General features: G+C 70.9%; 18 protein-coding genes and 1 pseudogene. 7 read left to right on the plus strand and 12 right to left on the minus strand.

The genetic code is table 11. The features are described from left to right. Positions 1-23: 23 nt before the first annotated feature. Positions 24-743: an MBL fold metallo-hydrolase gene (locus D2L64_RS14655; protein WP_119576633.1), complete on the minus strand. Its 720-nt coding sequence runs from the start codon at positions 741-743 to the stop codon at positions 24-26. 254 nt (positions 744-997) lie between these two features. Here D2L64_RS14655 and D2L64_RS14660 point away from each other — a divergent pair, with 254 nt between their 5' ends. The 3 genes and pseudogenes from D2L64_RS14660 to D2L64_RS28600 form a co-directional block, all read left to right on the plus strand. Beyond that, positions 998-1,909 (plus strand): peptidylprolyl isomerase, encoded by a 912-nt coding sequence (locus tag D2L64_RS14660; RefSeq protein ID WP_119576636.1) that lies wholly within the window; start codon positions 998-1,000, stop codon positions 1,907-1,909. A 76-nt stretch (positions 1,910-1,985) separates the two neighbouring features. Then, positions 1,986-2,825 (plus strand): peptidylprolyl isomerase, encoded by an 840-nt coding sequence (locus D2L64_RS14665; protein ID WP_119576639.1) that lies wholly within the window; start codon positions 1,986-1,988, stop codon positions 2,823-2,825. Positions 2,826-2,961: 136 nt separating this feature from the next. After that, positions 2,962-3,174, plus strand: a pseudogene (locus tag D2L64_RS28600) (IS5 family transposase); the annotation flags it as partial. Positions 3,175-3,497: 323 nt separating this feature from the next. Here D2L64_RS28600 and D2L64_RS14675 read toward each other — a convergent pair. From D2L64_RS14675 to ruvC, 8 genes are all read right to left on the minus strand, one after another. Continuing rightward, positions 3,498-6,014 carry a RelA/SpoT family protein gene (locus tag D2L64_RS14675; protein WP_119576642.1) on the minus strand — a complete coding sequence of 839 codons (2,517 nt, stop codon included), beginning with the start codon at positions 6,012-6,014 and terminating at the stop codon, positions 3,498-3,500. Between the two features lie 172 nt (positions 6,015-6,186). After that, a complete protein-coding gene (locus D2L64_RS14680; RefSeq protein ID WP_119576847.1) occupies positions 6,187-6,753 on the minus strand; it encodes an adenine phosphoribosyltransferase in 567 nt (188 codons plus the stop codon). A 104-nt stretch (positions 6,754-6,857) separates the two neighbouring features. Beyond that, positions 6,858-8,060, minus strand: coding sequence for a protein translocase subunit SecF (secF, locus tag D2L64_RS14685; protein ID WP_119576645.1), 1,203 nt, complete (start codon positions 8,058-8,060; stop codon positions 6,858-6,860). A gap of 1 nt (position 8,061) precedes the next feature. Further along, entirely contained in the window at positions 8,062-9,948 is a 1,887-nt protein-coding gene (gene secD, locus D2L64_RS14690) for a protein translocase subunit SecD (RefSeq protein ID WP_119576647.1), read from the minus strand. A gap of 286 nt (positions 9,949-10,234) precedes the next feature. After that, entirely contained in the window at positions 10,235-10,594 is a 360-nt protein-coding gene (gene yajC, locus D2L64_RS14695) for a preprotein translocase subunit YajC (protein ID WP_119576650.1), read from the minus strand. 118 nt (positions 10,595-10,712) lie between these two features. Then, on the minus strand, positions 10,713-11,783 hold the full coding sequence (gene ruvB, locus D2L64_RS14700; RefSeq protein ID WP_119576653.1) for a Holliday junction branch migration DNA helicase RuvB: 1,071 nt from the start codon (positions 11,781-11,783) through the stop codon (positions 10,713-10,715). A gap of 115 nt (positions 11,784-11,898) precedes the next feature. Next, complete coding sequence (ruvA, locus tag D2L64_RS14705; RefSeq protein ID WP_119576656.1) at positions 11,899-12,501, minus strand: Holliday junction branch migration protein RuvA; 603 nt, start codon at positions 12,499-12,501, stop codon at positions 11,899-11,901. After that, the gene (gene ruvC / locus D2L64_RS14710; RefSeq protein ID WP_119576659.1) at positions 12,498-13,025 is read right to left on the minus strand and encodes a crossover junction endodeoxyribonuclease RuvC; all 528 of its coding nucleotides are present in this window, start codon (positions 13,023-13,025) and stop codon (positions 12,498-12,500) included. Before ruvC ends, ruvA begins: the two co-directional genes overlap by 4 nt. A gap of 218 nt (positions 13,026-13,243) precedes the next feature. On the opposite strand from ruvC, the gene D2L64_RS14715 reads away from it, so the two are divergent. Together D2L64_RS14715 and D2L64_RS14720 are read left to right on the plus strand one after the other, a co-directional pair. Beyond that, positions 13,244-14,026: a 3-hydroxybutyrate dehydrogenase gene (locus D2L64_RS14715; RefSeq protein WP_119576662.1), complete on the plus strand. Its 783-nt coding sequence runs from the start codon at positions 13,244-13,246 to the stop codon at positions 14,024-14,026. Between the two features lie 14 nt (positions 14,027-14,040). Continuing rightward, a complete protein-coding gene (locus tag D2L64_RS14720; protein WP_119576850.1) occupies positions 14,041-15,960 on the plus strand; it encodes a helix-turn-helix domain-containing protein in 1,920 nt (639 codons plus the stop codon). Positions 15,961-16,122: 162 nt separating this feature from the next. Here D2L64_RS14720 and D2L64_RS14725 read toward each other — a convergent pair whose 3' ends face one another. Beyond that, complete coding sequence (locus D2L64_RS14725) at positions 16,123-16,836, minus strand: DedA family protein (RefSeq protein ID WP_119576665.1); 714 nt, start codon at positions 16,834-16,836, stop codon at positions 16,123-16,125. Between the two features lie 331 nt (positions 16,837-17,167). On the opposite strand from D2L64_RS14725, the gene D2L64_RS14730 reads away from it, so the two are divergent. Further along, positions 17,168-18,025 (plus strand): SPFH domain-containing protein, encoded by an 858-nt coding sequence (locus D2L64_RS14730; protein WP_119576668.1) that lies wholly within the window; start codon positions 17,168-17,170, stop codon positions 18,023-18,025. Between the two features lie 61 nt (positions 18,026-18,086). Here D2L64_RS14730 and D2L64_RS14735 read toward each other — a convergent pair whose 3' ends face one another. Beyond that, the gene (locus D2L64_RS14735; RefSeq protein WP_119576671.1) at positions 18,087-19,124 is read right to left on the minus strand and encodes an aminotransferase class V-fold PLP-dependent enzyme; all 1,038 of its coding nucleotides are present in this window, start codon (positions 19,122-19,124) and stop codon (positions 18,087-18,089) included. 163 nt (positions 19,125-19,287) lie between these two features. On the opposite strand from D2L64_RS14735, the gene D2L64_RS14740 reads away from it, so the two are divergent. Further along, the gene (locus D2L64_RS14740) at positions 19,288-20,172 is read left to right on the plus strand and encodes an RNA polymerase sigma-70 factor (RefSeq protein ID WP_119576674.1); all 885 of its coding nucleotides are present in this window, start codon (positions 19,288-19,290) and stop codon (positions 20,170-20,172) included. Here D2L64_RS14740 and dnaE read toward each other — a convergent pair. After that, complete coding sequence (gene dnaE / locus D2L64_RS14745) at positions 20,165-23,698, minus strand: DNA polymerase III subunit alpha (protein ID WP_119576677.1); 3,534 nt, start codon at positions 23,696-23,698, stop codon at positions 20,165-20,167. The two genes, D2L64_RS14740 and dnaE, sit on opposite strands and share 8 nt — an antisense overlap. Between the last annotated feature and the right edge of the window lie 125 nt (positions 23,699-23,823).

The raw sequence follows: 23,823 nt of genomic DNA on the forward strand, positions 1-23,823 counted from the left end.
GCGGGGCAGAGTCGACTCGGCCGCTACAGGCCGCGGGTGGGGGCCGCCGGTCGCGCGCCGCCCGTCCCGGCCACCTCGGCGAGGTACGGGTTGGTGGCGCGCTCGCGGCCGATGGTGGTCGCGGGGCCGTGGCCGGGCAGTACGACGGTGTCGTCGGCCAGCGGGAGGATCTTGTGCCGCAGGCTGGTGAGCATCGTCGGCATGCTGCCGCCCGGCAGGTCGGTGCGGCCGATCGAGCCGGCGAAGAGCACGTCCCCGGAGAGGCAGAGCTGGTCCGCCTCCCAGGGTGAGCCGGCACCGGGCAACCGGAACAGCACCGACCCGCCGGTATGGCCGGGCGCGTGGTCGACGGTGATCTCCAACCCGGCGAGGGTGAGCGTCGCACCGTCGGCCAACTCGGCGACGTCCTCCGGCTCGGTGTACGGCAGCCGACCGCCGAACATCTGCGCCAGGTCCACCGACAGCCCCTTGGCCGGGTCGGCCAGCAGTTCCCGGTCGTCCGGGTGCACGTACGCGGTGATCCCGCGGGCGCCGCAGACCGGTGCCACGGAGAAGGTGTGGTCGAGGTGCCCGTGGGTGAGCAGCACTGCGGCGGGATGCAGGCGATGCTCGGCGAGTAGCGCGTCGAGCCGGTCGATCACCCCGATGCCGGGATCGACCACCACGCACTGTTCCCCCGGCCCGGCGGCGACCACGTAACAGTTGGTGCCGAAGGCGTCCGCGGGAAAGCCGGCCACGAGCACGTCCGCTCCCCTTTCCGTCGAGCTGTCGTCCGTCTGGCGCAGCCTATCCGGCCGCTGTCGCCGGTTCCGGCGCATCCGTCCCAGGCGCCCCACTGGGCACTGACATGTCCCGATGAGCCCCGGCCCCGACCTCGTACACGACTTTTCCAGCCGGTACCCGTACACTCTGGCGGGCGTGTGGCGTGGCGCACCTGCCGGCCCGACGGGTACGCGACCACCGGCTGACGACCAGGGTAGAGGAAAGGGGAGCACGGGTGGCTTCCAGCAGGGACCGGCAGCGCAAACTGGCGCGGGCCAAGCTCGACCGGCAGATGGCCCGCCGGGCCGCCGCCGTCAAACGTCGCCGGCAGGTTCGTGCCGGAGTCGGCACCGCCCTGATTCTCGTACTGATCGTCGCGGGTTCGGCCTGGGCGCTGGGTGCCTTCGACTCGGAGCCGACCGACAACAGCGCCGCCGACGAGGTCTGCCTCTGGACCCCGCAGAACACCGCGGGCAACAGCAACCTCAAGGAGGTCGGCGAGCCGGCCACCACCGGGCTGCCGACCACCGGCACCCGGCCGATGACCGTCACCACCAACCAGGGTGCGCCGATCAGCGTCGAGCTGGATCTGGCGACCGCGCCGTGCGCGGCGGCGAGCATCGCCCACCTGGCCAGCCAGTCGTTCTACGACAACACCAAGTGCCACGAGATCACCGCCGAGGGCGCGGTGCGCTGCGGCGACCCGACCGGCACCGGTCTGGGCGGTCCGGCGTACTCGTTCTACAGCGAGAACGTGCCGACCGGGGCGGAGCCGTCGCCGGAGGCCAGCCCGGCACCGGACGCCGCGCCGACCTACCCCAAAGGTACGGTCGCGATGATCTCGAACCCGCCGGGTGCCAACGGCAGCCAGTTCCTGATCTTCTTCAAGGACTTCACCACCGCCGAGCCGACGTACCCGATCATCGGTCGGGTCACCTCGGGCCTGGACGTGGTGGAGAAGATCGGTGCCCTCCCGACCGTGGACAATGGGTCCGGGGAGAAGGTCAAGCCGGAGAACGACGATGTGGTCATCCAGAGCCTGACCGTTGGTGAGCCGGTGCTGGATCCGGCGTCACCCGCCGAGCCCACCCCCACGGGTACGCCGAGTCCGACGGCCTCGACCGAGGCCAGCCCGAACGCTGGCTGACCCGACCCCTCGGGGAGCCGGACATCGGATTCCCCGTACCGCAGTGGCAGCACCGACAGCCCAGGAGGATCGAGGCGTGACGTCCACGAGAGAGCGGCAGCGCGCGGCGGCCCGCGCCCGGCTCGAGAAGGAGATGGCCGAACGGGCCGCCCGGGCACGCAAGCGCCGCCAGACCCAGGCGATCGTGGGTGCCGGCGCCGTCCTGCTGCTGGTGGTGGCCGGTACGGTCTGGCTGGCCAGCAGCCTGGTCGGCGATGACAGTGGCACCGACAACGTCGCCGAGGGCGGCGGCCAGGTGCAGTGCGACTGGATCGAGATCCCGGCCAGCGAGCGGTCCCCGACGACCAAGGACGTCGGTCTGCCGGCGGCCCAGCCGGGCAACACCGGCACCCAGACGATGACGATCACCACCAACCTGGGTCCGATCACCGCCCGGATCGACCGGTCGGCGGTGCCCTGCACCGCGGCGAGCTTCACCCACCTCGCCGAGCAGAACTTCTTCGACAACACCAAGTGCCACCGGCTCGTGACCGAGGGCATCAAGGTGCTGCAGTGCGGTGACCCGAGCGCCACCGGCGACGGCTGGCGGGAGACCGACGGCACCGGCGGTCCGAGCTTCCGGATGGCCGAGGAGAACCTGCCGACCGAGATGCGCCCGCCGTACCCGGAGGGCGTCATCGCGATGGCCAACTCCGGCCAGCCGGCCAGCACCGGTAGCCAGTTCTTCATCGTCTACGGCGACTCGCCGCTGGATCCGAACTACACGGTGCTCGGCACCGTCACCGGCGGCATGGACATCGTCAAGGACGTCGCCGAGGCCGGCGACGACGGCGCGTTCGCCCAGCAGGCCGGCGGCGGCCACCCCAAGAAGGAGGTCGTCATCACCGACCTCACCATGAGCGAGCCCACCGCCTGACCCACACCCCGCACCTCGAGAGCGCCCACCGGCACCCCGGCGGGCGCTCTCCCCTTTCTCCCCTCCCCCGCGCTGCGTGGCCCCTACGCTGCGCCGATCCCACGCTGCTTCACAGATCTTGCACTTTCCGCCGCCGTTGTCGATCGGGCTGACCGCAGGGCGGCGTGGGGACAGCCCGCACTTCGTCAACGCGTACACGTCCCGGGCCAACCGCCGCTACCTGCGCCGACGCGGAATCGACGTGGCCATCCCGTCGAAGGCCGATCAGGACGCCAACCGGCGTGGACGGGGCGCGAAGGGCGGCCGGCCACCCGCCGTCGACCCCGAGCGGTACAAGCAGCGTCATGCGAAGCCACCGTGCACGTCGCCGCGAACTGCGAGTGGCGGTGACCGACTTCGACACAGGCTCAAACCGACGACACAGGTTCAAACCGACGACGCAGGCTCAAACCGACGACGCAGTGGCTGGCGCCGACTCGCCCCGATCCGGCCGCCCCCGGCCCGGAGACAGAACTGCGGGTAGGCGTGATTTCACCCTGAAATTTTTATTTCACCATGAAATCAGCGCTCTGAAGGTAACCCACTCCCGGGCTGCCAGCCACGACGCCACCGCCGATCATCCGCCGCCGTCTAGCGATCACCGACCCGCCGCGCTCGACTTCGGGACACGACCTAGGAGCCGGAGGTTACGCGGTAGGCGTCGAAGACGCCGTCGACCTTGCGGACGGCGGCGAGGAGGTGCCCGAGGTGCTTGGGGTCGGCCATCTCGAAGCTGAACCGGCTGACCGCCACCCGGTCCCGGGTGGTGGTGACGGTCGCGGAGAGGATGTTGACCCGCTCCTCGGAGAGCACCCGGGTGACGTCGGCCAGCAGTTTGTGCCGGTCGAGCGCCTCCACCTGGATCGCGACCAGGAAGGTGGAGGCGGAGGTGAGCTTCCAGCTCACCTCGACCACCCGCTCGCCCTGGGCGCGCAGGTCCTCGGCGTTGGCGCAGTCGTCGCGGTGCACGCTCACCCCGCCGGAGCGGGTCACGAAGCCGAAGACCGTGTCCGGCGGCACCGGGGTGCAGCAGCGGGCCAGCTTGATCCACACGTCGCTGACGCCGCGGACCACCACACCGGGGTCGTGACTGGACGCCCGGCTGCGTGGCGGCCGGGTGGCCACGGCGGTCTCGGCGATGTCCTCCGCCGCGCCCTCCTCCCCGCCGTAGGAGGCCATCAGCTTCTGCACCACGGACTGCGCGGAGACCTGACTGTCGCCGACCGCCGCGTACAGCGAGGCCACGTCGGCCAGGTGCAGATCCCGGGCGATCGCCATCAGGTTGTCGGAGGTGAGCATCCGCTGCAGGGGCATGCCCTGCTTGCGCATCGCCTTGACGATCGCGTCCTTGCCCTCCTCGATCGCCTCCTCACGACGTTCCTTGTTGAAGTACTGCCGGATCTTCGTCCGCGCCCGGGGGCTCTTGACGAAGCCCAGCCAGTCCTGCGTCGGGCCGGCCGTGTCGGACTTCGAGGTGAAGATCTCGATCACGTCGCCGTTCGACAGCGTCGACTCCAACGGCACCAGCTTGCCGTTGACCCGCGCCCCGATGCACTTGTGCCCCACCTCGGTGTGCACCGCGTACGCGAAGTCCACCGGCGTCGACCCGGTCGGCAACGGGATGACGTCGCCCTTCGGGGTGAAGACGTACACCTCCTGGCTGGACAGGTCGAACCGCAACGCGTCCAGGAACTCGCTCGGGTCCGCCGCCTCCCGCTGCCAGTCCAGCAGCTGCCGCAGCCAGGTCATCTCGTCGATGTGCGCCGGCGGACCGACGATCTGCGTACCCTTGTGCTCCTTGTACTTCCAGTGCGCCGCGATGCCGAACTCCGCCGTACGGTGCATCGCGTACGTGCGGATCTGCATCTCCACCGGCTTACCGGTCGGCCCGATCACCGTGGTGTGCAACGACTGGTACATGTTGAACTTCGGCATCGCGATGTAGTCCTTGAACCGGCCCGGCACCGGCTGCCAGTTCGCGTGGATCACCCCCAACGCCGCGTAGCAGTCCCGCACCGTGTCGACCAGGATCCGCACACCCACCAGGTCGTAGATGTCGTTGAAGTCCCGACCCCGCACGATCATCTTCTGGTAGATCGAGTACAGGTGCTTCGGCCGACCCGTGGTCTCCGCCTTGATCTTGGCGGCCTTCAGGTCAGTCTGCACCTTCTGGGTCACCTGCCGCAGCAACGCCTCCCGCTGCGGCTGATGCTCCCCGATCAGCCGGTTGATCTCCTCGAACCGCTTCGGGAACAGCGTCCCGAAGGCCAGATCCTCCAACTCCCACTTGATCGTGTTCATGCCGAGGCGATGCGCCAGCGGAGCGAGGATCTCCAGCGTCTCCTTCGACTTCTGCTCCTGCTTCGGCCGGGGCAGAAAGGTCAGGGTGCGCATGTTGTGCAGCCGGTCGGCCAACTTGATCACCAGGACGCGCGGATCCTTGGCCATGGCGACGACCATCTTGCGAATCGTCTCGGCCTTCGCCGCGTCGCCGAGCTTGACCTTGTCCAGCTTCGTCACGCCGTCGACCAGGAGGGCGACCTCGCCGCCGAAGTCCGTACGCATCTGGTCGAGGGTGTACTCGGTGTCCTCGATGGTGTCGTGCAGCAGCGCGGCGACCAACGTGGTGGTGTCCATGCCCAGGTTGGCCAGGATCGTCGCCACCGCGAGCGGGTGGGTGATGTACGGGTCACCGGACTTGCGGTACTGGCCGGAGTGCCAGCGGGCCGCGGTGTCGAAGGCCCGCTGCAACAGCCGCGCGTCGGCTTTGGGGTGGTTCTCCCGGTGCGACGAGATCAGCGGCTCCAGCACCTCGCTGACCTGCGAGGACTGCCAGGGTGCGTTGAACCGCGCCAGCCGCGCCCGGACCCGGCGCCCGGTGGGCGCGTGCGACAGCCCGAACCCGCTGCTGGGCGCGGGGTCCAGGCTGGTGTCGACATCCGTACCGGCGGCGCCGACCGCCGTACCGGCGGGGGTGCCGGCCGCGACGGCGGCCGTACCGGGCGGGCCGGACGCGGCGGTCGACCTGCCGGCCGGGACCGCACCGTCGACCGGCACCGGGGTGGCACTGTTGCGATCGGTCACCGAGCCGTCCGCGTCGCCTGTCGGGTGCACCGTGCCCTCCACCGGAGGGGCGACATCGTGGGACACCGGCCTCCTCACCGCTCGCCGGAAGTGAACCGACCGTGCGCCGGCCGGCCTGGTCTCGTGCCGTTCGGACGAGTCACCGTCCGCTCAGCAATGGGCAATGCTACCCGCCTCCGGGGTGCCCTGCCGCTCCGCCGGACGGACCGTGCCGACTCCGCCCCGTGGCGGGATCGGCTCAAACGGTCAACAGGGCATGGACAGGACGCGGTGCCAGCCGTTCCCGCCCCTTCAGGAAGGCGAGTTCCAGCAGTACGGTGAAGCCCGCCACGGTGCCACCGGCCCGCTCCACCAGGTCCAGCGTCGCTTCGGCGGTGCCGCCGGTGGCGAGTACGTCGTCGACCACCAGCACCCGGTGGCCGGCGGTGAAGGCGTCCTGGTGCACCTCCAGCGTGGCCTCGCCGTACTCCAGCTCGTAGGTCGCGGCGTACGCGGGTCGGGGCAGCTTGCCGGCCTTGCGGACCGGCACCACGCCGACCCCGGTCGCGTACGCGATCGCCGCGGCGACGACGAAGCCCCGCGCCTCGATGCCGACCACGGTGTCGAAGTTCTCCCGACCGTGGTACGCGACGATTCCGTCGATCACCTCACGGAACGCCGCGCCGTCGGCGAACAACGGCATCAGGTCCTTGAACATCACCCCGGGCTTGGGGAAGTCCGGCACGTCGAGCACCCGACTGGCGACCAGCCGGGCCGTCTGCGGGCCGCTGTCTCCCCGTGCCCCGCTGCTGTGGGTCTCCGTCACGTTGACTCCGCTCCCCTGCCACACGACGGCGGCGTCCGGCACGCTGCTCGCACAGCATGCCGGACGCCGCCGGTTCGGTTCCTACCGGGTGGGCCCGGTGTCCCTCAGCGTCGCTTTCCGCCGCCCGGACGGTTACCGCCGCCCGGACGTCCGCCCCGGGCGCCCCCGGAGCGCTTGCCGGCCGGTCGGGCGCCCACCTTCGGTGCCGCCGCGCCGGCCATCGCCGCGCCGGCCTCCGCCGGTACCGGCTCCTCGTCCTGCTCGGCCGCGGCGGACGGAGCCGCCGCCTTGGCAGTGGTCTCGCCCCGGGTCGCCAGGTTGGCCCGACGTGCCTCCACCCGCTTGTTGTGCGCCTGGATCCGCGGGTCGCGGTTCTTCAGCACCACCAGCAGCGGGGTGGCCAGCGTGATCGAGGTGAGGAACGCCATGCCCATACCGACGAACAGCACCAGGCCGAGGTCCTTCAGGGTGCCCGCGCCGAGCAGGCCGGCACCGATGAACAGGATGCCGCCGACCGGGAGCAGGGCCACCACCGAGGTGTTGACCGACCGCATCAGGCTCTGGTTGACCGCCAGGTTGGCGGCCTCGCCGTAGGTCTGGTTGTTGTTCGCGGTGATGCCCCTGGTGTTCTCCTGCACCTTGTCGAAGACCACCACCACGTCGTAGAGCGCGAAGCCCAGGATGGTGAGGAATCCGATGATCGTCGACGGGGTCACCTCGAACCCGACAATCGAGTAGATGCCGGCGCTCAGCGCCAGGTTCGTCACCAGGGAGAAGATGGCCGCGACCGCCATCTGCCACTCGAAGCGCAGCACCAGGTACGCGGTCACCAGCGCGAGGAAGATGACCAGACCGAGCAGCGCCCGGTTGGTCACCTGGCTACCCCAGGCCTCGCTGACCCGGTTGGCGCTGATCTCCCCCGGGTCGATGCCGAACCGCTCGGCCATGTCGAGCCGGACCGACTCGGCCTGCGCCGGGTCGAGCTCGGTGGTGCGCAGCTCGTAGAAGGAGCCACCGGCACCGCCGACCTGCTGGGCGGTCACCACCCGGGCGCCGTCGCCGGCGCTGCCCAGCGACTGCCCTGCGGTGGCCTCGGCGTCCTGCATGGTGCCGACGCTGGTCGGGACCTGGAACGAGTTGCCACCGGCGAACTCGATGCCCGGGTTGAATCCCTTGAAGAGGATGCTGGAGAGTGCGATCAGCACCAGCACGGCGGCCGCCGTGAACCACATCTTGCGCCGGCCGACGATGTCGAGACCGGCGTCGCCCCGGTAGAGGCGGCTTGCCAGAGAGTTCTCCGCGGCCATCTCAGGCCTCCTTGACGCGCGGGTTGCGGGACTGGGTCTGCTCCGACTTGGCCGGCAGAACCCGGCCGAGACCACTGACCCGCGGGGACAGGAACGCCTTGCTACGGGCGAGCATCGTCATCATCGGATGCCGGAAGAGGAAGACCACGAGCAGGTCCAGGACCGTGGCCAGGCCGAGGGCGAAGGCGAAGCCCTTGACCGTACCGACCGAGACGATGTAGAGCACCACCGCCGACAGGATGGTGATGGCGTTCGCCGAGATGATCGTCCGGCGGGCCCGGACCCAGGCGCGGGAGACCGCACTGCGCGGGCTGCGACCCTCTCGGATCTCGTCCTTGAGCCGTTCGAAGTAGATGACGAACGAGTCCGCCGCCACACCGAGCGAGACGATGATGCCGGCGATGCCGGCGAGGGTGAGGGTGAAGCCGATCTGCCGGCCGAGGAAGACCAGGGCGCCGAAGAGCAGCAGCGCCGACAGCACCAGGCTGGCGAAGATCACCGTGCCGAGCAGGCGGTAGTAGAAGAACGAGTAGATGATGACCAGCAGCATGCCGATGCCGGCCGCGAGCAGACCGGCCCGCAGGTGGCTGGCGCCCAGGGTGGCGGTGACGTTCTGGCTCTCCTGCGCCTCGAAGGTGACCGGCAGGGCGCCGTAGCTGAGGTAGCCGGCCAGCTCGCTGGCCTCGGCGTTGCTGAAGTTGCCGGTGATCTGCGAGCTGCCGACGAGCACACCCTGGATCTGCGGCGAGGAGATGATCTTGTTGTCCAGTACCACGGCGACCCGGCACTTGCCCTCGTCACCGAGCGCGGAGGCGTCGCAGGCCTGCCCCTCGTTGTTGAACGCCTCACGGGTCAGCGCGGTCCACTTCTCCCCGCCGGTACGGGTGAAGTCCAGGCTGACCACCCACTGGCTGGTCTGGTCCCGGACCGCGGTGGCGTTGCTGACGTCGGTGCCGAGCACCTTCGCCACGTCCAGCAGGTTCTTGATGGAACCGGCCTCGCAGGAGACCACCTGCTGCTCCGGGTCGGAGATGGAGGCCGGCGGCCGGTCGTCGAGCTGAAGGCAGCTGATGGTCGGCACGTTGAACTGCATCTGCGCGGGCAGTACCGCGACCTCCCGGCCGGTCAACTCGGCGAACGGCTTGAGCTTCTCGGCCAGCGCCGGGTCGGCGCTCAGGTCGGCCGGTGCCTGCAGGCCGTTGGCCGCGGCCCAGGCCTCGGCGCCGACCTTCTCCTCGACGGCCCTGCGCTGCTCCTCGATGCTCTGCGACACCGGTTCCTCGCTCGCCGACGGCGACGGGGTGGCACTCGGCGTCTGCGCCGGGGTGGGCGTCGGCGTGGGTGCCCCACCGCCCTGGCCGCCGGCCGGCGGTGAGGCGGTCACCTCGGCGTTCGGGGTGGGGCTGGTGGTGCCGGTCGGGGTCGCGGTGGGCGTCGGCTCGGCAGTGCCGGTCGGGCTGGGCGCCGGCGACGGAATCGCGCCGCTGCCGTCAGCGATCTTCAGCACCTTGCGGAACCGCAACTCGGCGGCGCTGCCGACCTCGCTGAGGTCGCGGTTCTCACCGGGCAGGGAGACGACGATGTTGCGGTCGCCCTCGGTGACCACCTCAGCCTCGGCAACGCCGTACGCGTTGACCCGGCTCTCGATGATCTGGCGAGCCCGTTCGAGGTTCGCCGCCGTCGGGGCGCGACCGTCGAGCGTGTTCGTCGCCTCGAGCGTGAGCCGGGTGCCGCCGACCAGGTCAAGACCGAGACGGGGTTCGAGCCGATCCTTCCAGCCTCCGCTGGCGCCGCCCGAGAAGAACACCAAAAGATAGAGGACGACGAGGATGCCGCCCAGTACGGCCAACTGCCGTCCCGGGCGCATCTGTCCCTGAGGTGGTGCCACGGCTGTCCTGTCTCCCTGTACGGTCGCGCCGCCGCGGGCGCGACGGCGGATCGGCCGGTTCCCCGGCCGACGATCTGCCTTCCGACGGCGCCCGGGGCTGACGCCGCCGCCTCGGGTGGTCGACGCGGGCGCGTGGACCGGACCGAACCGGCGCGCCGACGCCCGGCGTCGGCCTTCTATCCAGTTGTCTCAACGCGCCGCGTCGGCGCTCACCCGCCCGGGGACGCGTGCGGGTGACACCCGCCCGGCCGAGCCGGCGCAGCGGCGGACCGGGTGGGTGCGGTGCTCACTCCTTGACGACGTCGGTCTCCTCGGCCGCAGCCTCGGTGGGACGCTCCGCCTTGGTCACCACCCGGGCGATCGCCGGGCGGGCGTAGCGGGTCTGCACTCCGGGAGCGATCTCGAGCAGGACGTGGTCGTCCTCGACACCGGTGACCATGCCGTACAGCCCGCCGATGGTGACCACCTCGTCGCCCACGGAGAGGCCGGACTGCATCGCCTCGGCCTCGCGGCGGCGCTTCTGCTGGGGTCGGATCATCATGAAGTACATGACGCCGAAGAGCAGCGCGATCATGAGGATCGGCGTGAAGCCTCCCGCTCCGCCGCCTTCTGCTGCTACGTAGAGCACGGTTGTCGACCTTCCCATTGGCCCCGGTACGGCGCTTGGCGCCGGAGCGGAGGCGGATTTTCACATCCTGTACAGACCGCGGCGAGTCTAGTCGCTGTATCTGGGAACGCCGAATGCGGCACAGATCACGAACAGATCACGGCTCGCCGGCTTCCACCGAGAACAGATCGGGCGCGGGGGGAGCTTCGGCAGCAAATGTACCATTCGGTGGCGTACGCCCCAGGTGGCGCCAGGCGGCCTCGGTCGCCACCCGGCCGCGCGGCGTACGGGCCAGCAGCCCCGCCCGCACCAGGAACGGCTCGCACACCTCCTCGACCGTGTCCGGCTGCTCCCCCACCGCCACGGCCAGGGTGGAGAGGCCGACCGGGCCGCCCCGAAACGAGTCGACCAGGGCGGTGAGCACCGCCCGGTCGAGCCGGTCCAGCCCGAGCGCGTCCACGTCGTACACGGTCAGCGCCGCGCGGGCGGTCTCGACGGTGACCACGCCGTCGGCGCGTACCTCGGCGAAGTCCCGCACCCGGCGCAGCAGCCGGTTGGCGATCCGGGGCGTACCCCGGGACCGGCCGGCGATCTCCGCGGCCCCGTCGTCGGTGATCGGTACCCCGAGGATGCGCGCCGAGCGGTGCAGCAGCGTCTCCAGATCGGCCGGGGCGTAGAAGTCCAGATGGGCGACGAACCCGAACCGGTCCCGCATCGGACCGGTCAGCAGACCGGACCGGGTGGTCGCGCCGACCAGGGTAAACGGCTCCACGTCCAGCGGGATGGCGGTGGCGCCCGGGCCCTTGCCGACCACCACGTCGACCCGGAAGTCCTCCATCGCGCTGTAGAGCAACTCCTCGGCCGGCTTGGCGATCCGGTGGATCTCGTCGATGAAGAGCACGTCGCCCTCGGCGAGACTGGTCAGGATCGCGGCCAGGTCGCCGGAGCGTTCGATGGCCGGGCCGCTGGTCACCCGGATGCCCGCGCCCAGCTCGGCGGCGACAATGTTGGCCAACGTGGTCTTGCCCAGGCCGGGTGGCCCGGAGAGCAGGATATGGTCGGGCGGGGAGCCACGCCGCATCGCGCCCTGCAACAACAGGTCGAGCTGGTCACGGACGCGGTGCTGGGCGATGAACTCGTCCAACCGCTTCGGCCGGACGCTGGCCTCCGCGTCCCGCTCGGCATCGTTGACGTACGCCGAGACCAGATTGCCGTCGGTGCCGGTCACGGGACGATCTTCATTCGCGACTGCGGGGCTCGCAGAACCGGCTCACTCCTCGCGCTCATCGGGAGCATCTTCATTCGCGACTGCGGGGCTCGCAGAACCGGCTCACTCCTCGCGCTCATCGGGTCCGACCCAACAGGCGGATGGCCTGCTTGAGCAGTACCGGCACCGGTGGGGTGGCGCCGTCGACGGTCTCCGCGACCGCCGCGACCGCCTGGTCGGCCTGGCCCGCCGTCCAACCGAGCCCGACCAGCGCCTGCCGGACCTGCTCCGGCCAGGCGCCACCGGTGACCCCGGCCGCGCCGTCGGCGCCCACCGCGACCGGACCGATCCGGTCGCGCAGCTCCAGTACCAGCCGCTCGGCGCCCTTCTTGCCGATCCCGGGCACCCGGGTCAGCGCGGCGGTGTCGGCGTTGGCGATCGCCTTGCGGACCGCGTCGGGGGTGTGCACGGCCAGCACCGCCTGCGCCAACCGTGGTCCGACACCGCTGGCGGTCTGCAGCAGCTCGAACAGCGACTTCGCGTCGTCGTCGGCGAAGCCGTAGAGGGTGAGCGAATCCTCCCGGACGACCAGGCTGGTGGCCAGCCGGGCCGGTTGGCCGACCCGCAGGTCGGCGATGGTGCCGGGGGCGCACTGTACGGCCAGCCCGACCCCGCCGACCTCGATCACCGCGTGGTCCGGGCCGGTCGCGGTCACCACCCCGCGCACACTGGCGATCATCTCGCTCCTCCTCGTCTCGCCCGGTCCGCGGCGGCGGCCAGCTTCGATCGGGTACCGCCGCGCCACACGTGGCAGATGGCCAGCGCGAGGGCGTCCGCGGCGTCGGCGGGCCGGGGTGGCTCGGGCAGCCGCAGCAGCCGGGTGACCATCGTTGTCATCTGTGCCTTGTCCGCCTGCCCGGAGCCGGTCACCGCGGCCTTCACCTCGCTCGGGGTGTACGTCTGCACGGGCAACCCGGCACGCGCCCCGGCGAGCACCGCGATCCCGCTGGCCTGGGCGGTGCCCATCACCGTACGCACGTTGTGCTGGCTGAACACCCGCTCCACGGCCACGCTGTCCGGCCGGTGCTCGGCCACCAGGTCGGTGAGGCTGCGGTCGAGGTGCAGCAGCCGGGTGGGCAGTTCGTCGGCCGGGTCGGTGTAGATCACGTAGTAGGCGACAAGTGTGCAGGGCCGGCCCGGCACTCCCTCGACCACACCGACCCCGCACCGGGTCAGGCCCGGGTCGACGCCGAGCACCCGCACGTCGCCCCCTCCCAGCCGCCGAGCAGTACGTGTGTTCGACACCCTACCGATGACGTTGTCCGGGCGCGCCGCGGGACACGCCCGGCGCGCACCGTACCGCGCTCACCTTCGGGTCACCTCGTGGCAGCCGGGATGTAGCACACGGCCACAGGCTCCGATCGGAGTATGTGTCACGACGCCATGTGCGCCCGGACACACAGCTCGTAGTTTCATGCGCCATGACGGCAGAACCCGTGGCGGTCCCCCACGTCGTGAACCTCGACCTCGCCGGTCGTACCGCCCTGGTCACCGGCGGTGGCAGCGGCATCGGCCGGGCCTGCGCCCTACGGCTGGCCGCGGCCGGCGCCAGCGTGCTGGTGGTCGACCGCAACGTCGAGGCGGCGAAGCTGGTGGCCGCTGCGGCCGGCGGCCGCGCCGAGGGGGTGGACCTGGCCGACCCCGAGGCGGTGGACCGGCTCGACGCGGACGTGGACATCGTGGTCAACAACGCCGGCCTGCAACACGTCGCCCCGATCCAGGACTTTCCCGTCGAGCGCTTCGAGTACATCCAGCGGGTGATGGTCGAGGCGCCGTTCCTGCTGATCCGCCGGGCCCTGCCGCACATGTACGCCCGTGGCTGGGGCCGCGTCGTCAACATCTCCTCGGTGCACGGGCTGCGCGCCTCGCCGTACAAGGCCGCCTACGTGTCCGCCAAGCACGCGCTGGAGGGGCTGTCCAAGGTGGTGGCGCAGGAAGGCGCCGCGCACGGGGTCACCGCCAACTGCATCAACCCGGCGTACGTGCGAACCGCCCTGGTGGAGAGCCAGATCGCCGACCAGGCGGCCACCCACGGCATCCCGGAGAGCGAGGTGATCGAGAAGATCATGCTCGCCCGGGCGGCGATCAAACGGCTGATCGAGCCGGCGGAGGTGGCCGAGTTGCTGGCGTACCTCTGCTCCCCGCCGGCCGGGTTCCTCACCGGCGCCTCGATCGCACTCGACGGGGGCTGGACGGCGAGCTAGTGGTCACCCGCACAATGTCGGGCATGTCGTCGCCGGTGGAGTTTCTGGAACTGCTCGCCCGGGAGGCAGCCCCGGTCGAGTTCGAGGGGCCACTGGTCGCCGCCCGGTCGGCCGGGCTCACGGCCGACCGGATCGCCGAACTGGAACAGGCCAAGACCGTCGCGCTGCGGGTCCGCGCGCTGCTGGAACGCCGCCGCCGCCGGGAGAGCGAACTCTCCGGCCTGTACGACACGGTCAGCGACCTGGCCGGGCTGCGTGACCTGGACGACGTGCTGCGGGCCATCGTGCACCGGGCCCGGCACCTGCTCGGCGCGGACGTGGCCTACATGACGCTAAACGACGCCGAGCGCGGCGACACCTACATGCGGGTGACCGACGGTTCGGTCTCGGCCCGCTTCCAGCGGCTGCGGTTGCCCATGGGGGCCGGACTCGGCGGCCTGGTGGCCCAGTCGGGTGCCCCGTACGTGACCGCCAACTATCCGGAGGACGAGCGCTTCCACCACACCCGGGAGATCGACGCCGGGGTGGGCGAGGAGGGTCTGGTGGCCATCCTCGGGGTGCCGCTGCGGCTCGGCTCGACCAGCATCGGCGTGCTCTACGCCGCGAACCGCTCGGCGCGGCCGTTCGCCCGCGAGGAGGTGGCGCTGCTGCTCTCGCTGGCCGCGCACGCGGCGGTGGCGATCGACACCGCACGGCTGCTGGCGGAGACCCGCGCGGCGCTGGCGGAGCTGTCGGCGGCCAACACCACCATCCGGGCACACAGCACGTCGGTGGAGCGGGCCGCGGCGGCCCACGACCGGATGACCGCGCTGGTGCTGCGCGGCGGCGGGGTGGAGGACGTGACGGCGGCGGTCACCGAGGTGCTGGGGGGTTCCCTGCTGGCGTTGGACGCCGAGGGCCGGCTGTTGGCCCGGGTCGGTGAACTGGACGAGCCGGATCGGGCGGACCTCGTCGAGGCGGTCGCCGCCTCCCGTACCGAGGGCCGCAGCGTACGCCGGGGTGTGCTCTGGTACGGCGCCGTGGTGGCCGGCGCGGAGAACCTGGGCGCCCTGGTACTGCACCCCGAGGGCGAGCTGGCCGACGCCGACCAGCGCATCCTGGAGCGGGCCGCGCTGGTGACCGCGTTGCTGCTGTTGTTCCGGCGTACCGTGGCCGAGGCCGAGGGGCGGGTGCGCGGTGAGCTGCTCGACGACCTGATCGCCCGGCCGCTGCGCGACACCGAGGCGCTGCGCAGCCGGGCCCGGCGGCTCGGCGTGGACCTGGACGCCCCGCACGTGCTGGTGGCCGTCGGCGACGACGCGATCGCGGCCACCGGGTCGGCCCGGCAGCGGGTGCTGTCCTGGGCCACCACGTACGCCTCGACGCGTGGCGGGCTGGCCGCGGCGCGCGACGGCCTGGTGGCGTTGATGCTGCCCGGGCAGGATGCCGGTGGCAGTGCCCGGGCGGTGGCGCGGGACCTGTCCCGGGTCACCGGTCGGCCGGTGACCGCCGGGGCGAGCGGCCCCTCCACCGGCCCGTCGTCGCTGGCCGCCGCCTTCCGGGAGGCCGACCGGTGCCTGACCGCGCTCGGCGCACTGGGTCGCTCCGGGCAGGGCGCCAGCACCGCCGAGCTGGGCTTCGTCGGGCTGCTGCTGGGTACCGTCGCCGACGGCGGTGACGCCGACGTCAGCCGGTTCCTCACCGCCACCATCGGTCCGGTCCTCGAATACGACGCGCGGCGCGGCACGGCCCTGGTACGGACGCTGGAGGCGTACTTCGGGGTGGGTGGCAGTCTGGCCCGCGCGGCGGAGCAGCTGCACGTGCACGTCAACACGGTGACCCAGCGGTTGGAGCGGATCGGGCAGTTGCTGGGTGGCGACTGGCAGAAGCCGGAGCGGGCGCTGGAGGTACAACTCGCGCTGCGCCTGCACCGGCTGCGTGCCCCGGCTGGCTGAGCCGACCGGCCGGCTCGGACCGGGTCCGCGCCGACGCCGCCGGCCCGGCGGGGTACCGCCGGCACCGGGGCGAGCATCAGCGCGACCTGTAGCGCGCCCTCCATGGCGGTGGCGGTGTCGGGGTCGCCTCGGACACCCGGGTCGGGCGGTCCCGGGCCGGGGTCAGTGCTCGCCGTAGTGCTGCCGGGTCTCCCGGATCGCCTCCTCGGCCGCGGCGCGTTCCTGCGCGGTGACGCCACGCTTGGCGGCCAGCCGCGCGCGGAGCAGCTCCACCGCGATCGGCAGGACCGAGATCGCCACGATGGCGATCAGGATGTACTCGATGTTCGTCTTGACGAACGGGATCTGGCCGAGGAAGTAGCCCAGCACCGTCACGCCGGTGCCCCAGAGGATGCCGCCCACCACGTTGTAGATGACGAAGGTGCGGTAGTTCATCCGGCTCACCCCGGCCACGATCGGGGTGAACGTCCGTACGATCGGCACGAATCTCGCCAGGACGACCGAGCGGGCACCGTACTTCTCGAAGAAGTCGTGTGCCTTGAGCAGGTTCTCCTGCTTGAACAGCCGCGAGTTCGGTCGCCGGAACAGCGCCGGGCCGACCTTGCGACCGAACAGGTAGCCCACCTGGTCGCCGGCGATCGCGGCGACGGTGATGAGCAGGCACACCAACCACAGCGGGTACCTGAGGTACTGGCCGTCGGCGACGAGCAGCCCGGTGGTGAACAGCAGCGAGTCTCCCGGCAGGAAGAACCCGATCAACAGGCCCGACTCGGCGAAGACGATCACCAGGATGCCGATCAGGCCGAACGTCGAGATCAGCCACTCCGGGGCGAGCCAGTCCGGCCCGAGAGCCAGGTTGGTGACAGGCGACGGCATGGAACCCCTCCGATGGCGGCGAACGATCCCGACGACCGCGGGACGCCCGTAGTCTAGGCCGCGCCGGAGGCGCTCAGTGCGCTACGCCACAGCTGGTGGGGCATCGCCCGCCGCCACCGCTGCCAGGTGTCGCCCCGTTGCTCTGCTTCACCCCACGCAACCCGCCCTGAGCTGCGACGACGTCTCGACCGGCGGGCAGGACGGTCACCCCCGGTGGTCACCGGGGGTGACCGTTGCGCGGGTTGGGCCCGGATCCCTTGCCTCCGGCGGCTACGTTGCTGGTCGACCTTGATGATCGACTCAGCCCGGCTGCTCGGAAAGGCCCCACCCCATGCCCTTCGGTTTCGTCCTCTCGATCGTCACCGCGGTCGTCGCGGCCATCGCCCTCGCCGTCACCCTGTTCAGCGGGCAGCGCAGCGTACGGCAGGTCGGCGTCCTGACCACGGTCGTCGCCCTTGCCGCGACGCTGCTGCTCACCGTCGGCTCCAGCGCCCACTCGGTGCCGATCCGCTCGGTCGGCATCGTCACCAGCTTCGGCAAGCCCACCGGTGAGGTCACCGGCTCCGGCCTGAAGTGGGTCGCGCCGTGGCAGCGGGTCGGCGAGTGGGACGCCGGACGGCAGAAGTACGACCACATCGGCAGCGACAACTGCGTCCGGGTGCGTACCGGCACCCTCGCCGACGCCTGCGTCGAGGTGCTGGTCGAGTGGCAGGTCCGGCCGGAGAACGCGCCGCAGCAGTTCATGGACTACAAGGGCGACTTCGACAGCTTCCGCGGGCAGCGGGTCGGCGTGCAGCTGGACAGCGCGGTGAACGACGCCTTCGCCTCCTACAACCCGCTGGAGCGCATCGACGACAAGACCGGCAACCTGAACGTCGACCTCAAGCCGTTCGCCGACAGCATCAAGTCCAGCGCCGACACGCGGCTCTCCACCGACGTCGACATCCTGTCGGTCACCATCACCCGGGTGAACCACGACGACAAGACCGAGGGCAACATCAAGGCGTTCCAGGACAAGCTCGCCCAGACCCGCAACCTCGAACAGGACCGCCGCAACGCCGAGATCCAGAAGGAGATCACCGAGACCAACGCCAAGGTGGACAAGGTGACCCGCTGCCTGGAGATCGCCGAGAAGAACGGCAGCACGCCCGGACTGTGCATCAACCCGGGCATCGTCACCGGCAAGTGAGCCGGGCGCCCGTACCGGCCGAGCCGGCGGGCCGCCCGGCTCCCGGTGCGGGCCCGCCCGGTCAGCTGGTCAGCGCCGCCAACGCGAGGTCGACGTCCTGCGGGGTGCAGTAGAGGTGGAAGGCGGCGCGGACCCGACCGGCCCGCACCGCCGCCCGTACCCCGGCCCGGTCGAGCTTCTCCTGCGCACCCGGCACCTGGACGGTGACGATGGCGCTGTTCCCCGGCGGCTGCCCCAACCCGGCGAGGAAGCGGTTGGCCAGCGCCACGTCGTGCGCGTGGACCGCCGGCAACCCGATCTCCAGCAGCAGTTCCAGTGCCGGGGCCGCACCCACCCAGCTGAACCAGGCCGGTGAGATGTCGAACCGGCGGGCGTCCTCGGCCAGCCGCAGCGGCGGGCCGTAGTAGGAGGCGTGCGGGTCGCGTCCGGCGAACCAGCCGGCGGCGTCGGGCCGCAGCCGGTCCCGCACGGCGGGCGCCAGGTAGGCGAAGGCCGTACCCCGGGGGCCCATCAACCACTTGTACCCGCCGACCACCACCACGTCGGCCCGGGCCGCGTCGAACGGCAACCAGCCGCACGCCTGGGTGGCGTCGACCGCGACCAGCGCGCCGTGGGACCGGGCCGCCGCGACGATCTCGTCGTACGCGGCCACGGTGCCGTCGGCGGACTGCACCAGGCTGAACGCCACCAGGTCGGTGCCGGCCTCGACCGAGTCGGCCAACTCGGCCAGCGGCACGGTGCGGACCTGCACGCCGCGTTCCTGCTGCACCAGCCACGGGAAGAGGTTCGAGGTGAACTCGACCTCGGGGACCACCACCCGGGCACCGGCGGGCAACGCCGCGGCCACCGGCGCCAGCAGCTGCGACACGGTGACCCCGATCGCCACGTCGGCCACCGGCACCCCGACCAGCCGGGCGAAGGCCGCCCGGGACCGGTCACTCGCCCCGCTCCAGCTCTCCCACGACGCGTCCCCCGCCCGCCACCCGGCCAACGCGTCCTGCAACGCGTCCCAGGCCGGGTCGGGCGGCAGCCCGAAACTGGCGGTGTTCAGCCACCCGGGTCGCGGTTGCCACAACTTCTGTGCCTGCGCAAGCTCCACGTCACCGACGCTAGTGGCCCAGGCCGCCGACGCTGAGCGCCAATACCCGGCCGGTGGCACCCACCGGCGGCCCAGCACCGACCATCGGTGTGGTGTCACAGATCGGTGGGCTCCGGCGTCCGATGGATGGCACAGTCGGCGACGACGAGACAGGAGGCCGTCCATGTCCCCCGGCACCACGGCGTTCGTCACCCACCGCAATCTGCTGTTCACGGTCGCCTACGAGCTGCTCGGCTCGGCGGCCGACGCCGAGGACGTGCTCCAGGAAACCTGGCTGCGCTGGGCCGACGTCGACCTCGACACGGTGCGGGACCAGCGCGCCTACCTGGTACGCATCGCCACCCGCCAGGCGCTCACCCGGCTGCGGACGGTGGGCCGCCGCCGAGAGACGTACTACGGTCCCTGGCTGCCCGAGCCGCTGCTGACCACGCCGGACGTGGCCGAGGACGTGGCGTTGGCCGACAGCCTGTCGATGGCGATGCTGCTGGTGCTGGAGACGCTCGGGCCGACCGAGCGGGCGGTGTTCGTACTGCGCGAGGTGTTCGACCTCGGGTACGACGAGATCGCGGCGGCGGTCGACAAGAGCCCGGCCGCAGTCCGCCAGATCGCCCACCGGGCCCGGTCGCACGTCGCCGCGCGCCGGCCACGCGACGTCGTCTCCCCGGCCCAGACCCGGGCCGCGTTGGACGCCTTCCAGCGCGCGGTGCGCACCGGCGACCTGCAGGGCCTGCTCGACGTGCTCGCCCCGGACGTGGTCGCGCTCAGCGACGGTGGTGGTCGCGCGCAGGCCGTACCCCGGCCGGTGGTCGGCGCCGACAAGGTGGCCCGGCTGTTCGCCGCCGGCCTGAAGCTCGTCGGCGCCGAGGTGACGTTGGAGCCGGTGCACGTCAACGGTGCCCCGGCGCTGCTCATGCGCCTGGGCGGCCGGCTCGACGGCGTGCTGGCGGTACGGGTGGAGGACGGTCTGGTCACCGGCCTGTACTACGTCCGCAATCCGGAGAAGCTGTCCCGGGTGGGCCGGGAGACCCCGGTCAGCCGGGTCAGCTGACGTTGGCCGGGCCGAGCACGCTCTTCAGGTCGGCCATCAGCGCGGTGGTCGCCGCCACCCGCACCGGGCCGAGCCGCAGGGTGGTGGTCCGGCTGCCGTTGAGCAGCCTGACGTGCACCTCGGCGTCGCCCGGGTGCAGCACCAGGGTCTCCTTGAGCCGTTCCACCAGCGGCGGGGTGCACCGGGTCACCGGGATGGTGAGGGTGACCGGTTTGTTGGCCGAGCTGGTGGAGACGTCCGGCAGTGACATGTCCATCGCCATGATGCGGGGGATGTCGTCACGCCGGTCGACCCGGCCCTTGACCACCACGATCGCGTCCTCGGCGATGTACTGGCCGATCACCTCGTAGGTGTTCGGGAAGAACAACGTCTCCACCCCACCGGCGAGGTCCTCCAGGGTGGCCGAGGCCCATGCCCGGCCCTGCTTGGTGACCCGCCGCTGCACGCCGGAGAGGATCCCGGCGAGGGTGACCACCGCGCCGTCGGGGACGGTGCCCTCCTCGGACAGCGCGGCGATGGTGCAGTCGGCGGCCTGACCGAGGATGTGTTCCAGGCCGAACAGCGGGTGGTCGGAGACGTACAGGCCGAGCATCTCGCGTTCGAAGGCGAGCTTGTCGCGCTTGTCCCACTCCCCCTCGGTGATGGTCGGCATGACCGTGGTGTTGGTGGCCGTCTCCGTGTCGCCGAAGCCGGCGCCGAACAGGTCGTACTGCCCGACCGCCTCCTTGCGCTTGACGTCGGCGTACGCGTCGATGGCGTCGGCGTGCACGGCGAGCAGGGCCTTGCGCGGGTGCCGCATCACGTCGAACGCGCCGGCCTTGATCAGCGATTCGATCGTCTTCTTGTTGCAGACCACCGCGTCCACCTTGGACAGGAAGTCGTAGAAGTCGGCGTACTCGCCCTTCTCCTCGCGGCAGCGCATGATCGAGGCGACCACGTTCGCGCCGACGTTGCGGATCGCGCCGAGGCCGAAGCGGATCTCCTTGCCGACCGGGGTGAACGGCCCGGCGGAGGTGTTCACGTCCGGCGGCAGCACCTGGATGCCCATCCGGCGGCACTCCGACAGGTAGAGCGCCATCTTGTCCTTGTCGTCGCCGACGGAGGTGAGCAGCGCCGCCATGTACTCGGCCGGGTAGTGCGCCTTCAGGTACGCCGTCCAGTACGACACCAGCCCGTACGCGGCCGAGTGCGCCTTGTTGAAGGCGTACCCGGCGAACGGCACGAGCACGTCCCAGACCTTCTGGATGGCCTCGTCGGAGTAGCCGTGTTCGCGGCAGCCGTCCCGGAAGGGAATGAACTCCTTGTCGAGGATCTCCTTCTTCTTCTTGCCCATCGCCCGGCGCAGCAGGTCGGCCTGACCGAGCGTGTAGCCGGCGAGGATCTGCGCGGCCCGCTGCACCTGCTCCTGGTAGACGATCAGGCCGTAGGTGGGGGCGAGGATCTCCCGCAGCGGCTCCTCCAGCTCCGGGTGGATCGGGGTGATCTCCTGGAGGCCGTTCTTGCGCAGCGCGTAGTTGGTGTGCGAGTCCACGCCCATCGGACCGGGCCGGTACAGCGCCAGGACGGCGGAGATGTCCTCGAAGTTGTCCGGCTTCATCATCCGCAGCAGCGAACGCATCGGCCCGCCGTCGAGCTGGAACACACCCAGGGTGTCGCCCCGCGACAGCAGCTCGTAGGCGGCCTTGTCGTCCAGCGGCAGGCCCAGCAGGTCCAGCTCCCGCCCGTGGTTGAGCTGGATGTTCTTCACCGCGTCGTCGATGATGGTCAGGTTGCGCAGGCCGAGGAAGTCCATCTTCAACAGCCCGAGCGACTCGCACGTCGGGTAGTCGAACTGGGTGATGATCACCCCGTCGGAGTCCCGGCGCATCAACGGGATGTGCTCGACGATCGGCTCGGCGGACATGATCACGCCGGCCGCGTGCACGCCGGTCTGCCGGATCAGCCCCTCGATGCCCCGGGCGGTGTCGATCACCTTCTTGACGTCGGCCTCGGCCTCGTACATGCCGCGGATCTCGCCGGCCTCGGCGTAGCGCGGGTGCTTCGGGTCGAAGATGCCTTCGAGCGGGATGTCCTTGCCCATCACGGCCGGTGGCATGGCCTTGGTGATCCGGTCGCCGACCGCGTACGGGTAGCCGAGCACCCGGGCCGAGTCCTTGATCGCGGCCTTGGCCTTGATGGTGCCGAAGGTGGCGATCTGCGCGACCTTGTCCTCGCCCCACTTGTCGGTGACGTACTTGATCACCTCGCCGCGCCGACGCTCGTCGAAGTCGATGTCGACGTCGGGCATGGAGACCCGCTCGGGGTTGAGGAACCGCTCGAAGATCAGCCCGTGCGGGATCGGGTCCAGGTCGGTGATGCCCAGCGCGTACGCGACCAGCGAGCCGGCCGCCGAGCCGCGGCCCGGGCCGACCGCGATGCCCTGGTTCTTGGCCCACTGGATGAAGTCGGCGACCACGAGGAAGTACGACGGGAAGCCCATCTGGATGATGACGCCCAGCTCGTACTCGGCCTGGACGACGTGCCCCTCGGGGATGCCGTTCGGGAAGCGGCGGGCCAGCCCGGCGAAGGTCTCCTTGCGGAACCAGGACTCCTCGGTCTCGCCGTCGGGGACCGGGAAGCGCGGCATCAGGTTGTGGAACTCGAACATCCCGGTCGGGTCGACCTTCTCGGCGACCAGCAGGGTGTTGCGGCAGCCCTGGAGCCAGGCCTCGGAGTTGTCCACGCTGCGCATCTCGTCGGCGGACTTGATGTAGTAACCGCTGCCGTCGAACCGGAACCGGTTCGGGTCGGCCACGTTGGCCGCGGTCTGCACGCAGAGCAGCACGTCGTGCGCCTCGGCCTGCGCCTCGTGGGTGTAGTGCGAGTCGTTGGTGACCACCGGCGGGATGTCCAGCTTGCGGGAGATCTCGATCAGCTCGTCGCGGACCCGGCGCTCGATCGAGATGCCGTGATCCATGATCTCCAGGAAGTAGTTCTCCTTGCCGAAGATCTCCTGGTACCGCGCCGCCGCCTTGAGCGCCTCGTCGTACTGGCCCAGCCGTAGCCGGGTCTGCACCTCGCCGGAGGGGCAACCGGTGGTCGCCATCAACCCCTCGGCGTGGCTGGCCAGGATCTCCGCGTCCATCCGCGGCCACTTGACGAAGTAGCCCTCGGTGTACGAGCGCGAGGTGAGCTTGAACAGGTTGTGCAGGCCGGTCTTGTTCTGGGCCCAGATGGTCATGTGCGTGTAGCCACCGCTACCGGAGACGTCGTCGCTCTTCTGCTCCGGGCGGCCCCAGCGCACCCGCTGTTTGTGGAAGCGGGACTCCGGCGCCACGTACGCCTCGATGCCCAGGACCGGGGTGACCCCGGTGGCCATCGCCTGCTTGTAGAAGTCGTTCGCGCCGTGCATGTTGCCGTGGTCGGTCATCGCGACCGCCGGCATCCCCTGCCGCTTGACCTCGGCGAACAGGTCCTTGAGGCGGGCCGCACCGTCGAGCATCGAGTACTCCGTGTGCACGTGCAGGTGCGCAAACGAATCGCCCACGCGGAGCCCCCCGGGTCGGATGATCGAGTCGGTCCGCCCCACCCTATCGCCGCCGGCAGCCCCCTCCCCCACGCCACACCAGCACCACCCCCAGCTCCGTCGATCTTGCACTTTCCGTCGGCGAA

This window comes from Micromonospora radicis, from assembly GCF_003583405.1.
Lineage (GTDB): Bacteria > Actinomycetota > Actinomycetes > Mycobacteriales > Micromonosporaceae > Micromonospora > Micromonospora radicis.

What these genes read in the sequence shown, in the direction of transcription:
- yajC (WP_119576650.1), bottom strand. Translation starts at nt 10,594, where the DNA reads ATGGGAAGGTCGACAACCGTGCTCTACGTAGCAGCAGAAGGCGGCGGA.
- ruvA (WP_119576656.1), bottom strand. Translation starts at nt 12,501, where the DNA reads ATGATCGCCAGTGTGCGCGGGGTGGTGACCGCGACCGGCCCGGACCAC.
- secF (WP_119576645.1), bottom strand. Translation starts at nt 8,060, where the DNA reads ATGGCCGCGGAGAACTCTCTGGCAAGCCGCCTCTACCGGGGCGACGCC.
- D2L64_RS14730 (WP_119576668.1), top strand. Translation starts at nt 17,168, where the DNA reads ATGCCCTTCGGTTTCGTCCTCTCGATCGTCACCGCGGTCGTCGCGGCC.
- D2L64_RS14725 (WP_119576665.1), bottom strand. Translation starts at nt 16,836, where the DNA reads ATGCCGTCGCCTGTCACCAACCTGGCTCTCGGGCCGGACTGGCTCGCC.
- D2L64_RS14715 (WP_119576662.1), top strand. Translation starts at nt 13,244, where the DNA reads ATGACGGCAGAACCCGTGGCGGTCCCCCACGTCGTGAACCTCGACCTC.
- D2L64_RS14720 (WP_119576850.1), top strand. Translation starts at nt 14,041, where the DNA reads ATGTCGGGCATGTCGTCGCCGGTGGAGTTTCTGGAACTGCTCGCCCGG.
- D2L64_RS14740 (WP_119576674.1), top strand. Translation starts at nt 19,288, where the DNA reads ATGTCCCCCGGCACCACGGCGTTCGTCACCCACCGCAATCTGCTGTTC.